Below are 13,364 nucleotides of genomic sequence, written 5' to 3' on the forward strand. Positions count from 1 at the left end.
AATCTAAAATTGAATATATTAAGCTGCTTCCTTACAAAAAGTAACTTTGGTTGGACCAAGATATTTAGTCAACGAGGAAATGATATTATGATCCGATCCTTCCTCATCACCCCCACCCATTACAATGATTTCATTTCCCCCGGACTTTAAGTGGATTTTTAAGACAGGTTTTTTAATGAGGGCTTTTCTTATAAACCAAATACCAAACCCCATCATTACCAGGTAAACAAAAAGAATGATCACTGCACCCCAAATTGCTGCATCCTGGCCAAAAAAGGGTAAACTAAGTTTTTGAAAAGGAATTAAAACCAGAACAGAAGTAATCAAAATCAATCCAATCCCAAATGTTGATTTAGGATGCTTTACTGTCACATCATTTAAAATCTGTACCCTTTCTACGTTTTCCCAACTTATAAAACCAGATTTTGGAGAAAGGAACTGGATTCCATTGTCTGAAACCTGGTACCAATAATTTTTATCATTCAGTTTTGCTGGCATAATGACATCATAATTTTAGAAGGGCCATGGCAACGCCAAAATAAACTGCCAGGCCCAAAAGGTCATTGGCAGTAGTAATAAAGGGTCCTGACGCAATGGCTGGATTAATACCAAATTTATCCAATACCAAAGGTGTCACCGTACCCATAAAGGAAGCCAAAAGGACTACACAGAACATCGCAAGTCCAATTGTTAATCCAAATATACTTTCAAAACCATAAATAAAAACGACCACACTGAAAACAAATGCGCCTAACACCAAACCATTCACTAGGGCAATCATCAGGCCTTTGATAAACCTTTGCCAGGGAGTATCATTGAACACAGACTTTGACGCCAAGGTCTGAACAACAAGGGAAGAGGATTGTATACCCACATTTCCCCCTGTAGCTGCCACCAAAGGAATAAATGACGCAAGGGCAATGTATTTGCTCAATCCATCTTCAAATAACCCAATGATCTTTGCCCCCATCAAGCCTCCAATTACCCCAATGAGCAACCAAGGCAATCTGGCTTTTGAAATCCTGAAAACAGAGTCAGACTCTTCAATATCCGCCGAAATACCGGTCATCGCCTGAATATCTTCTTCTGATTGCTCACGGATTAAATCCAAAATATCATCTACAGTAATCCTTCCTACCAATCTGTTTTTTGCATTTACTACCGGCAGAGATTCCAAATCATACTTTCTCATAATTTCTGCTACTTCCTCTCCTTCCATATGCGTTGGTACAGAAATCAATTCCGGTTCATAGATATCAGAAATTTTAGTGTCTGAAGAGGCAAGGATTATTTTCTTCAAAGAAACCCGGCCTAGGAGATGCTGTCTATTGTCCACAACATAAATGGAATATATTTTCTCCACATTTTCCGCCTGTCTTCTAATTTCTTCAATGGTCTGAATGACATTCCAGTTTTTATTTGCTTTTATAAATTCCTTGGCCATCAAACCTCCTGCAGAATATTCATCATATCGTAACAAGTCCAGAATGTTGGCAGACTTTTCTTTCACCTGCAAATTGCTGATGACATCTTCTCTTTCCTTCGTTGGCATTAAGATAAGGATGTCAGCTGCATCATCAGATTCCATCTCATCAATAAGCGCAGCCAATTCAATAGGATCCATTTCCCTGATAACTTTGACCAGGGAATCCTCATCCAACTCAATTAAAATATCTGCGGCAAAAGAATGATCCAATAGGCGGAGCACATAAATTGCCTCGTCCATATTAAGCTCATCCAAAATGGCGGCAATATCGGCAACGTTTACCCCTTCTAATGATTGTTTGATAAACTCATTGTCAAGAAGCTCAATGCCTTCGCGTAGGCTCTCCAGGTATTCCTTGGATAATTCAAATGTTTTTATGGGTTCCAAGACTTTTGTAGTTTTTTTGTGAGCATAACAAATTCCTGAACATCCAACTGTTCGGCTCTTTTATCCAATATCGGATCTTCCTTCATTTCTTCAGGAATACCCAATGATTTCATACAATTTCTAAGCGTTTTCCTCCTTGTTCCAAATCCTTGTTTGACTACCCTGAAGAAGAGTTTTTCATCACAATCCAATTTCTCTACATTATTTCTTTTCAGCCTGATTACTCCTGAATTCACCTTAGGTGGTGGGTTGAAAACCCCTGGTGGAACCGAAAACAGATACTCAATATCATAATAAGCCTGAAGCAAAACGGAAAGTATTCCATAATCCTTATTCCCCTTAGGGGAAGCAATTCTTTGGGCCACTTCTTTTTGTAACATACAAACAACTTCCGTGACAATGTTTCTTTCATCCAATATTTTAAAGAAAATTTGGGACGAAATGTTATAGGGGAAATTACCTGCAATAGCATAAGGACCTTTCATAATTGTGGAAAAATCCGATTTCAAGTAATCTGCCTCAATGATTTTATCTCCCAAATCAGGGTATTTTTTATGCAGATATTGAATGGATTCTGAATCTATATCCACCAGATACAAATCCCATCCCCCATTCAAAAGGAAATCTGTCAACACGCCCATTCCAGGACCTATCTCAAGTAATTTTTTTACTCCAAGATGCCCAGTAACAGCCTTAGCAATATTTTCAGCGATACTTAGATCGACCAGAAAATGCTGACCAAGGTGTTTTTTAGGTTTGACCTTTTCCATTGGCTATACTATGATTATTTTATATAAATTGCAGATCAAAAATAAGAGAATTATCACAAAGGCCTACTATTTATTTGAGATCTCATTCTCTTGCATACCATACCGGAAAATAAAAATATCTGAACTATAATGATTATTCTTCGGAAAATGGAAATTAAATTAATATTAATTAAAGGAACCGCTTGAATTAATGAATCCAAGAAAAAATAAACCAGTCATAGGAATAAGTATAGGCGACATTAATGGTATAGGAGTTGAAACCACCCTTAAGGCGCTTTCTGACAATAGAATTCAAAAATTGATTACACCGGTAATCTATGGACATGGTAAAGTCCTGACTTTCTATCGTAAACAATTGGAGCTCGAGGAGTTCAATTTCATGCAAATCCGCAATATTGACGAGGTCCATCACAAAAAAGTCAATGCCATCAATGTTTCGGAAGAAAGCCCAGAAGTCATTCCGGGAGTAGAAACCCATGAGGCAGGAAAATTAGCTCTTGCTGCATTGGACTTTGCCATAAAAGATCTCAAAGATGGAAAATTAGACGGTCTTGTTACTGCCCCACTCAATAAAAACAACATCAACAGCCCTGAAAAAAGATTTGTTGGACATACAGAATATCTGACTGAAGCATTTGGCATACAAGAAAGCTTGATGTTTCTTGTGGCTGAAGATATTAGGGTCGGTTTAGTCACCGGTCATGTTCCCTTAAAAAAGGTAGCAGAAAATATTACGAAAGAAAATATTAAAAAAAAGCTGGATATCATGTTGAAATCTCTTCAGGAAGATTTCGGTATTGGCAAACCTAGAATAGCTGTTCTGGGCCTCAATCCGCATGCAGGAGAAGATGGTCTTTTGGGTGAAGAAGAAGAAAATATTATCAAACCATTAATAAAGGAATACAAAGAAAAAGGGCAATTGGTCTTTGGTCCTTATTCTTCAGATGGCTTTTTTGGCATGATGCACCAAAAGAAATTTGACGGTGTACTGGCCATGTACCATGACCAAGGGTTGATTCCTTTCAAATCGCTTGCATTTGAGACAGGTGTTAATTTTACAGCAGGCCTGCCAATTGTAAGAACTTCCCCTGACCATGGAACAGCTTATAATATTGCAGGTAAAAAAATTGCTGATGAAGGCTCTATGAGGGCTGCCATTCTCCAGGCCTACGATATTATAAAAAACAGAGGAGATTGGGAATCAGAAGAGGATTAATATAAAAAAAGCGGCTAAGTTGCCGCATTTTTTATATCCAGTTAATATATCGGGAATTCCTTTTCCAATCCTTTGAAGGAATCTATCATTTCCCAGATAGGTTCATAATAAGTAGATGCTAAACGGGAGGAGACAGCCCCTGTACTAATGAAATTCAGGGCGGCTGCAAGTCTTGCCTCTTCAGGGTCTCCCCAATTCTTTGTGAAATCATCCCCTACAAGGAAATTGGCTTCCAAGCCGTCAAAATAATCAGCCCTGCCATTTGCATTGGCAATGGAAAAGGTGACTGGCACTACCTCCACATCATTTTCCCGAAGAGTCCTGTTAAATTGAGAAAGTGGAAACTGACCCACAGGTTTTCCATAGGTGTTTGCCCCAATCAAGACAACTTCCATATAAGGTGACAAGGAATTAATGATCAATTCTGAAGAAGAAGCAGAACTTCTTGAAGTAATAAAAACAACCCTGCTCAAGTTCAAAGATCCAATTTTGGAAAAATTGATTGTTCTATTATTCTCAATTTTGTTTCCATTATATCTATAGACAAATGAAGGTGAATTGGAAGCACTCTGCGGAACCAAATAATTCAATACCTGGGCTGCTACATCTACAGAACCTCCCCCATTATATCTTAAATCAATAATCAGCTCATCTATACCTTCACTTATAAAGAAATTGAAGGAGTTTTCAACTTCCTGACTTCTTACTGGAGTTAAACCACTGGTCGCCCTAAAACTTTCGTAAACCCAATATCCAACTTTCTTTCCATTTGCTTCAAATACATCCTCAAAAATTACCGAATTAGCTTGAAAAGACTCTTTGGCGATGGTCCTGGTTGTCTCTGTACCATCCGGTAATTTTAACTTAAATGTATTTTGTACACCAACAGTATTAGGCCCCAAATCAAAAGAATAGGAGCCATTTGAATTCCTGTAAGATGAAATGGATCTACCGTTAATTTCAATAAACTCCCATCCCCTTTGCCAGCCATCTCTTCCTGCAGGCCCATTAGGCAAAACTGAGGCTACAAATAAATTTTCGTTCTCATCCAATGCCAATCTGAACCCATGAACCCCAGAAACCTGGCCCGTGAAAGCTGCCTCAAACTGTGCCCGGGTGGTAAGATATGTCCATCCTGGTCTATCTAATGGTGCGTACCTAAGTTTTTCCAAAAGATCTTCATTGGATAAACTTCCTGATAAATCTACATCATCGGGAATTTCGCTGGTCCAATAATACCATTCTTTCATGCTATCAAAAATAGCCTTTTGAACTGCATTTTGGACTTTTATAGGTTCAACATCATCTGATTCAGGATTACAGGCGGGGAAAATGAGGACTATTGCCAACAAAATTCCCCAGATATTCAATCTCAATTTATTCATTATCAAATTTTGGAATTTGAATAATATACGGTATTGACTTAGGAAAGATTCATATTACAAAATCATATACTTTCACAGCTGACCATTTGTTTGAATTTCTCTCAATAAATTTTAAATGATCAGGATCTGTTTGGTAAACATTCTGATCCTCTATGCTTTTGAAAAACAAGGTACAGGCAACCTGGTAGCTGTGGTCAACTACATTTCTCGCTTCAGTGGGTGCGGGAGTCCCCATATAGAATTTATCTACTGTTTTGCATTTTCCTAAAACAGCTGCTTCTTTCATAAAATCTGAAACATCCACACCATCTTTCAACCAGAAAAATACCTGGTGTATCATTTTTTGTTTTTCCATTTGTTCTGCTATAAGATTAATAGGTAAAGTTGCTGCAGCACCTGCCACAGTCAATGTTTGTATAAATTTTCTCCTGGATTTCATGCCATTTCTATTAAAGGCATTAAAGATAAAAATTTAAATTGCCTCCTGAAACATTCAAATGAAATATTAAAGTCATATGAAATATAGAAAATTGGGGAAAACAGAATGGATGGTGTCTGAAGTTTCGCTGGGTACCTGGCAAGTTGGAGGTGGTTGGGGAGGAAATTTCAATGAAGCCATAGCCCATAACATTATACATACTGCCATTGACCATGGAATCAATTTTATTGATACTGCAGATGTCTATGACGGAGGATTAAGTGAAAAGGCTGTTGGAAAAGTAGTCAGGGAAAGATCTGAAAAAATCTATGTGGCTACCAAATGCGGGAGACAAATCAATCCTCATGTCAATGTGGGCTATAAGCCAGAGGTTTTGAGGAGATTTGTAGAAGCTTCCTTAAAAAATACCGGACTTGAATCGATTGACCTAATCCAGTTACATTGCCCTCCAACCCTTGTTTACCAGAGAGATGAGATTTTCGAACTATTTGAAAGGTTAAAAGAAGAAGGCAAGATTCAGGCAATGGGGGTAAGCGTTGAATTGGTAGATGAGGCTATTGCCGCCATGAAATATGAAATAGTTTCTACTATTCAGATTATTTTCAATATGTTTAGGCTAAAACCTGCCGAAAAGCTTTTTTCCCAATCCAATATCAGTCAATTTGGAATCATTGCCAGGGTACCTTTGGCAAGTGGTTTACTGAGCGGAAAACTTGTGACAACTTCCAAATTTGACCCTCAGGATCATAGGACTTTCAACAGAAACGGGGAGGCGTTTGACAGGGGGGAAACCTTCTCAGGTGTAGATTACAATAAAGGGTTGCAGGCCGTTGAAGAATTAAAAGAAATCTTTAAAGGTAATGAACCTTTGTCCGCTTGGGCCATTCGCTGGATCCTGATGTTTCCACAGGTCAGCACGGTCATTCCGGGTGCTTCGAAAGTCCAACAGGTAACTTCCAATCTTCATGCTATGGACTTACCAACTATCAGTCCCGAACAAATGCTATCTGTGGAAGAAATCTATAAAAAATATTTCAAAGCTGAGATCCATCATTTATGGTAAAACCCAAAGAAATTAACCCGGGAAATTGAATTAAAAGAAAATTCATGTACGCTAATAAATAATTTCATTCCTTTATTTACCAAAGAATTTACTCCTTCCACTGTGCAAAACAAACGGGTACTTATCATTACTTATTACTGGCCCCCCTCAGGAGGTTCAGGGGTTCAGCGCTGGTTGAAGTTTGCCAAATACCTTCCTGAATTTGGTTGGGAGCCTGTAATATTCACACCGGAGAATCCGGATTTTGAACTAAAAGATGAAAGTCTTTTAAAAGAAATCAACCCACTTTTGGAAGTACTTAAATTCCCTATCTGGGAACCATATGGCCTATTCAGAAAACTTAAAAAACAAAAATCCGGTGACACCTCTAAAGTACTTGAAAAAAAGAAAAAAGGTTGGCTAGATAAATTGGGAATCTGGTTGCGGGCAAATGTTTTCATTCCTGATCCAAGAGTGTTTTGGGTAAAACCATCCGTGAATTTTCTGACTGATTTGGTTCAAAAGGGACAGTTTCATGCCATAATTACCACCGGTCCTCCTCATAGTATGCACCTAATCGGACTCCAACTGCATGAAAAAACAGGAATACCCTGGCTGGCAGATTTCAGAGACCCTTGGTCAAAATGGGAATTTTTGGATACACTCCCCATGACCTCTATAGTAAGAAGAAAACATGATAAACTGGAACAGAAAGTACTTTTCCAGGCAAGTGCCATCACTACCATCAGCCCAAGCTTTAAAATGGACTTTGAAAAAATGATCGATAAAAAAACTGAGCTTCTAACCAATGGTTTTGATACAGAAGACTTACCCTTGAATTGGATAGAAAGATTACCTTCCAAAGACGGAATTGAAATATTATACACAGGTGTGGTTGATGCTATCAGAAATCCAGATCCCTTTTTAATTGCTTTTAAAAAGGCATTTGAAACTTCCGGGAAAAAAGTCAAAGTACGTTTTGTCGGGAAAGTATCTGAAACTTTGGAGAAAATGGTTGCCCAGGATATTTGGTTAAGAAACCACGTTGTCATGGAAGGGTATGTGAGTCATGAAAAAGTATTTGATTTTTATGCAAAGGCCCATTTATTGCTTTTAGTTCTTACCGATACCAAAAATGCCAAAGGAAACATCCCAGGTAAATTGTTTGAATATATAGCAACCGGCAGACCTGTGGTGGCTTTAGGAGATCCAAAAGGAGATGCAGCAAAAATCTTACAGACAGCTGGTGCCGGACAGGTCTTTTCCCATAAGGATATAAAAGGAATCCAAAACTTCCTGGAAAATTTTATACCCCAAGCTGAATTCCAAGTCTCCCGCGAAATCCAAAAATATTCCCGTAAAAATCTGACAGGTCAGTTGGCGGGAATTTTGGAAAGGATTTCAATCAAATAATGGAGGGCTGGAATTACACAGTTGCTTTAAAATAATGGAACAAACTTAAGTTCTTTACCTCAAACCATAGAGTTTCTAAAATCAGGTATCTCCAATACAACCATAAAACTTAAGCTGTAAATCTCCTTTCTATGGGACTTGATAAAGAATAAAAGCAACAAAAAATTAAAAAGCCATAAGTTTTGATTTAGACCTTTCGATTCCGAAATACAAATTCGAATTTCTACCTTTAGAAGACCTCTTTTGCTATCCTATACGTAGCCTCAGCTTTACTCATTGTATAATAATGCAAAACCGGCACCCCATTCGCAATCAACTCTTTACTCTGATGGATTGCCCATTCAACTCCCACATCTTTTACATCAGCATTTGTCTTGCATTTTTCCAAATCATCCATTAGGGCATCCGGTAAGTCAAGGTAGAAAGTCCGTGGTAACATGGTAATTTGTCCCAAAGTGGTTATAGGTTTGATCCCTGGAATAATGGGTACTTTAATCCCCAATTCCCTAACCTTTTTGACGAAGTCAAAATATTTTTGATTGTCAAAAAACATTTGTGTTACTATATACTCTGCGCCGGCATCTACTTTTTCTTTGAGATGCTTGAGATCAAACTTCATACTGGGTGCCTCAAAATGCTTTTCAGGATATCCTGCAACTCCTACACAAAAATCCGTATGGAAACCTGTTTCGGTTTCTTCATGCAAATACTTTCCTTTGTTCATACCTACAATCTGTAATACTAGATCCTTGGTAAAAGCGTGGCCATTAGGTTCAGGGACGAACTTATTTTCGCTTTTAGGGGCATCCCCTCTTAGAGCAAGAATATTTTGAACCCCAATGAAATTCAGGTCAATAAGGGCATTTTCAGTTTCTTCCTTAGTAAATCCTCCACATAACAGATGGGGAACTGCATCTATTTTGAACCTGTTCATAATGGCCGCACAAATCCCTACTGTACCAGGCCTCTTCTTGGTACTCACTTTTTCTAAAAGTCCATTGGGATGTTTTTTATAAATAAATTCTTCCCTATGGTAAGTCACATCTACAAAAGGTGGCTTGAATTCCATTAAAGGCTCAATGCCTTCACATAAATCTTTTAGACTCTGACCCTTTAAAGGTGGCAGGATTTCAAATGAAAACAATGGCTTATCAGCCTGTTCAATATATTCTGAAATTTTCATATTAGTTTTCTTGTACTTCTAATGATGGTGAATAAGCGAGATTGGGAGAAAGCCATCTTTCAGCTTGAACTTTGCTCACACCTTTCCTATGGGCATAATCCACAACCTGGTCTTCCCCAATTTTCCCAAGGCCAAAATATTTACTTTCGGGATGGGCAAAATAAAATCCGCTAACTGATGAGGTCGGATACATGGCAAAACTGTCGGTTAGTGTGATCCCTGTATTCTTTTCCACTTCGAGGAGATTGAATAAAGTCTTTTTCTCGGAATGCTCAGGACAGGCCGGATATCCTGGGGCTGGTCTGATTCCAAAATACTCTTCTTTGATAAGGGCATCATTGTCCAATGATTCCTGTTTAGAATATCCCCAAATATCTTTTCTGACCAACTCATGTAAATATTCCGCTCCTGCTTCCGCTAATCTATCTGCCAAAGCCTTTAACATGATATCATGGTAATCATCATGCTTTTCTTGAAATTCCTTAAGTTTGGTCTCTATACCCCAACCAGCGGTCACTGCAAAGCCACCCAAATAATCAGTTTTTTCAGGATGTATATAATCCACCAATGAACGATTCGGAACCCCTTTCCCTTTTTTACCCTGCTGCCTTAAAAAATGGAATTTATATGGGTGGTCCCTCTTACTTTCCAATATGATCAGGTCATCCCCTTCTCTTAATACAGGAAAAATACCCACTACAGCTTTGGCCCTTAACCAATTCTTCTTAATTATCTGATCCAGCATCTGATTGGCATCTGCAAATAGTTTCTTAGCCTCTTGTCCAACAATTTCGTCTTCCAGGATTTTCGGGAATTTTCCGCTAAGCATCCAGGTATTGAAAAAAGGTGTCCAATCAATATATTTTCTTAGTATGCTCAAATCCAATTCTTTGAAAACAGTTAATCCCGGTTTTTTAGGGACAATCGGTTCATAATGCTCCCAATCAATAAAGACAGGATTTGCTTTGGCTTCATCGTAGGTAGCCATTTGCTTTACTTGTTGTTTGGCTTCATGATCTACCCTTAATTTTCTGTAAGTTTCTTTGATTTCTTGATGGTAAGCTTCTTTAGTCTCCTCTGAAATAGCTTCTCCAGCAATCGGAACGGACTTGGATGCGTCAGTAACATGAATTACCATTCCACTGTAAACAGGATCAATTTTCACTGCTGTATGGATCCTTGAGGTTGTTGCCCCACCTATTAAAAGTGGAATTTTTAAACCCTGTCTTTCCATTTCTGAAGCTACATAAACCATCTCATCCAAAGATGGGGTAATCAAACCACTCAACCCTATGATATCTACTTTGTTCTTTACCGCCTCATCAATAATCTTCTGCGCATCGACCATCACACCCAAATCAATGATCTGATAACTATTACACGCCAATACCACTCCTACAATATTCTTCCCAATATCATGTACATCGCCTTTTACTGTTGCCAGTAAAATTTTCTTGATACTGCTTTGCTCTGCATTAAACCCTATATCACCAATCTTAGGCATAAACGGTTCCAAATATGCGACGGCCTTCTTCATCACCCTAGCAGACTTTACCACCTGTGGAAGAAACATTTTACCTTCTCCAAATAAGTCTCCTACTACATTCATACCATCCATTAATGGACCTTCAATTACCTTCAATGGGTTTTGATACTTTAACCTTGCCTCTTCGGTATCCTCTATAATATAATCTATGACTCCTTTTACAAGTGCATGTTCAATTCTTTTTTCAACCGGATCGGATCTCCATGTCTCTGTAACAGTTTCCTTTTTTTCATCTGATTTGACAGTTTCTGCAAAAGCCAATAATGTTTCAGTCGCATCATCAGACCTGTCAAAAAGAACATCTTCAACTTTTTTAAGAAGGTCTTTTGGAATATCATCATAGACTTCCAACATGGTAGGATTGACGATACCCATATCCATTCCATGTTGAATGGCATGGTAAAGAAAAGCCGCATGCATCGCTTCTCTTACCGGATTGTTACCTCTAAAGGAGAAACTAACATTACTTACTCCTCCGCTGACCTTGGCCCCAGGTAAATTTTGTTTGATCCATTGAGTGGCGTGAAAAAAATCAAGTGCATTTTTCCTGTGTTCTTCCATACCGGTAGCTACTGGAAAAATGTTTGGGTCAAAAATAATATCCTGAGGGTTAAAACTGACTATTTTGACCAAGATATCATAACTCCTCTTGCAGATATCAATTCTTCTCTGATAAGTATCAGCCTGACCTCCCTCATCAAAAGCCATTACTACCACAGCAGCTCCAAATTTTTTGATGGTTTTTGCCTGGTGAATAAATTCTTCCTCTCCATTCTTCAAACTAATGGAATTAACAATCCCTTTTCCCTGAATACATTTCAGACCTGCCAAAATAATTTCCCAGCGGGATGAGTCAATCATAATAGGAATTCTGCTTATTTCAGGCTCAGAGGCAATCAGGTTTAAAAATTTCTGCATGGCCGCGACCCCATCCAACATGCCTTCATCCATGCAGACATCTAAAATCTGCGCGCCTCCCCTGACTTGATCCAGAGCAATTTCAAGCGCTTCATCATATTGTCCGTTCAAAATGAGCCTTGCAAATTTTTTAGATCCGGTCACATTGGTCCGCTCACCAATATTAACAAAATTGATTTCTGGGGAAAAAACCAAAGGTTCTAAACCAGAAAGTTTTAATAGGTTAGATTGTTGGATTTTACTCATCTTCTTTCTGCTCGAATTCTAATTTTCTAGGCTGATACTTTTCTGCAATTTTTGCAATTGCAGCAATATGTTCTGGCGTAGTACCACAACAACCTCCTAGGATATTGACATGGCCTTCCTTCAGAAATTCCTCTATTTGGTTGGCCATTTCTTCTGCTCCTTGATCATACAGACCAAATTCATTGGGTAATCCGGCATTGGGGTAAGCAGAAACATAAAAAGGAGCATTGTCAGCAATTACTTTTAAATACGGTCTTAATTCCTTTGCTCCGAGCGCACAGTTCAGCCCTACACTAAACAAAGGAACATGGGAAACCGAAATCAGGAAAGCTTCAGTATTCTGACCCGATAGTGTTCTTCCTGATGCATCAGTAATGGTTCCAGAAATCATTACAGGAATTCCCCCTTCCTCGGGACTTAAAGGAAGCCCCCTTTCTTCAAAAACTTCCTGAATGGCAAATAATGCTGCTTTCGCATTTAAGGTATCAAAAATAGTCTCCACCAATAAAATATCAGCTCCTCCATCCAAAAGTCCTCTTACCTGTTCCTTGTATGCTTCTGACAATTGATCAAATGTTATTGCCCTAAAACCCGGATCGTTCACATCTGGGGAAATTGAGGCTGTTTTATTTGTCGGTCCCAAAGCACCTGCAACAAATCGGGGTTTTTCCGGATTTTTAGCAGTAAATTCATCAGCAACCTTTCTGGCAATTTTAGCAGAATGGAAATTTATATCATAGGCTAAGTGCCGTAGACCATAGTCCTCCTGAGCAATAGAAGTGCCGCTGAATGTATTGGTTTCAATGATATCGGATCCTGCTTCCAAATAGGCAGCATGTATGGCCTTGATGATTTCAGGTTTTGAAAGGGACAATAAATCATTATTGCCTTTAAGAGGTTTGGGGTGATTAGCCAATTCAGGGGTCCTGAAGTCTTCTTCTGAAAGTTTATACCGTTGGATCATGGTGCCCATGGCACCATCCAAAATCAGGATTTTTTTCTTGGCTAAGGAAAGTAATAACTCGCTTCTGTTCATTACATTATCAGATAAAAGCTTATGCGAGTCAAACCGGATGAAAATGAAATTCTTCCGCTCATCTTTTTCCGGCGTTTCCGGAATGGGAATTAGCACCTTGTTTATTCAGGTTGCTAAGACTTCACAGGGCCCATCCCTCAGTCTTTCTCGATAAGCAAGTTCAAAGTTAATCTCAAAAAATTAAAATTATTACAATTTTCTAAAAATTATCAGTTTTTACATTGAAAACTCCCATAAGCGCTAAAATAATTATAGATATTTCAATGTTTCACCTCTTTGTTTGAATTAACAATTAAC

Annotated in this window: 11 protein-coding genes and 1 riboswitch; of the genes, 3 read left to right on the plus strand and 8 right to left on the minus strand. The window is 38.5% G+C overall.

Annotated features, from left to right (window positions below; genetic code table 11):
* Window positions 1–18 precede the first annotated feature (18 nt).
* The 3 genes from ACFSKV_RS17405 to rsmA are packed head-to-tail and all read right to left on the minus strand — an operon-like array spanning window position 19 to window position 2,643.
* Entirely contained in the window at window positions 19–498 is a 480-nt protein-coding gene (locus tag ACFSKV_RS17405) for a hypothetical protein (protein ID WP_380805653.1), read from the minus strand.
* Between the two features lie 7 nt (window positions 499–505).
* The gene (mgtE, locus tag ACFSKV_RS17410) at window positions 506–1,873 is read right to left on the minus strand and encodes a magnesium transporter (RefSeq protein WP_380805656.1); all 1,368 of its coding nucleotides are present in this window, start codon (window positions 1,871–1,873) and stop codon (window positions 506–508) included.
* Window positions 1,861–2,643: a 16S rRNA (adenine(1518)-N(6)/adenine(1519)-N(6))-dimethyltransferase RsmA gene (gene rsmA / locus ACFSKV_RS17415; RefSeq protein WP_380805658.1), complete on the minus strand. Its 783-nt coding sequence runs from the start codon at window positions 2,641–2,643 to the stop codon at window positions 1,861–1,863. Before rsmA ends, mgtE begins: the two co-directional genes overlap by 13 nt.
* Window positions 2,644–2,833: 190 nt before the next feature.
* Here rsmA and pdxA point away from each other — a divergent pair, with 190 nt between their 5' ends.
* Window positions 2,834–3,859, plus strand: coding sequence for a 4-hydroxythreonine-4-phosphate dehydrogenase PdxA (pdxA, locus tag ACFSKV_RS17420; RefSeq protein WP_380805662.1), 1,026 nt, complete (start codon window positions 2,834–2,836; stop codon window positions 3,857–3,859).
* A 41-nt stretch (window positions 3,860–3,900) separates the two neighbouring features.
* On the opposite strand, the gene ACFSKV_RS17425 is transcribed toward pdxA, so the two are convergent.
* Entirely contained in the window at window positions 3,901–5,244 is a 1,344-nt protein-coding gene (locus ACFSKV_RS17425; RefSeq protein WP_380805664.1) for a S41 family peptidase, read from the minus strand.
* Between the two features lie 49 nt (window positions 5,245–5,293).
* Window positions 5,294–5,683 (minus strand): Dabb family protein, encoded by a 390-nt coding sequence (locus tag ACFSKV_RS17430; RefSeq protein WP_380805667.1) that lies wholly within the window; start codon window positions 5,681–5,683, stop codon window positions 5,294–5,296.
* A gap of 76 nt (window positions 5,684–5,759) precedes the next feature.
* On the opposite strand from ACFSKV_RS17430, the gene ACFSKV_RS17435 reads away from it, so the two are divergent.
* Complete coding sequence (locus tag ACFSKV_RS17435; RefSeq protein ID WP_380805669.1) at window positions 5,760–6,746, plus strand: aldo/keto reductase; 987 nt, start codon at window positions 5,760–5,762, stop codon at window positions 6,744–6,746.
* Between the two features lie 102 nt (window positions 6,747–6,848).
* Entirely contained in the window at window positions 6,849–8,138 is a 1,290-nt protein-coding gene (locus ACFSKV_RS17440) for a glycosyltransferase family 4 protein (protein WP_380805672.1), read from the plus strand.
* A gap of 229 nt (window positions 8,139–8,367) precedes the next feature.
* Here ACFSKV_RS17440 and metF read toward each other — a convergent pair whose 3' ends face one another.
* The 3 genes from metF to ACFSKV_RS17455 are packed head-to-tail and all read right to left on the minus strand — an operon-like array spanning window position 8,368 to window position 13,067.
* Window positions 8,368–9,321: a methylenetetrahydrofolate reductase [NAD(P)H] gene (gene metF, locus ACFSKV_RS17445; RefSeq protein WP_380805674.1), complete on the minus strand. Its 954-nt coding sequence runs from the start codon at window positions 9,319–9,321 to the stop codon at window positions 8,368–8,370.
* Between the two features lies 1 nt (window position 9,322).
* On the minus strand, window positions 9,323–12,031 hold the full coding sequence (gene metH, locus ACFSKV_RS17450) for a methionine synthase (protein ID WP_380805677.1): 2,709 nt from the start codon (window positions 12,029–12,031) through the stop codon (window positions 9,323–9,325).
* The gene (locus tag ACFSKV_RS17455) at window positions 12,024–13,067 is read right to left on the minus strand and encodes a homocysteine S-methyltransferase family protein (protein ID WP_380805680.1); all 1,044 of its coding nucleotides are present in this window, start codon (window positions 13,065–13,067) and stop codon (window positions 12,024–12,026) included. The genes metH and ACFSKV_RS17455 overlap by 8 nt, the downstream gene beginning before the upstream one ends.
* 55 nt (window positions 13,068–13,122) lie before the next feature.
* A riboswitch (SAM riboswitch) is annotated at window positions 13,123–13,224 on the minus strand.
* Window positions 13,225–13,364: the final 140 nt, after the last annotated feature.

Origin of the sequence: Shivajiella indica, assembly GCF_042683085.1 — a bacterium.
Taxonomy (GTDB): Bacteria; Bacteroidota; Bacteroidia; order Cytophagales; family Cyclobacteriaceae; genus Shivajiella; species Shivajiella indica.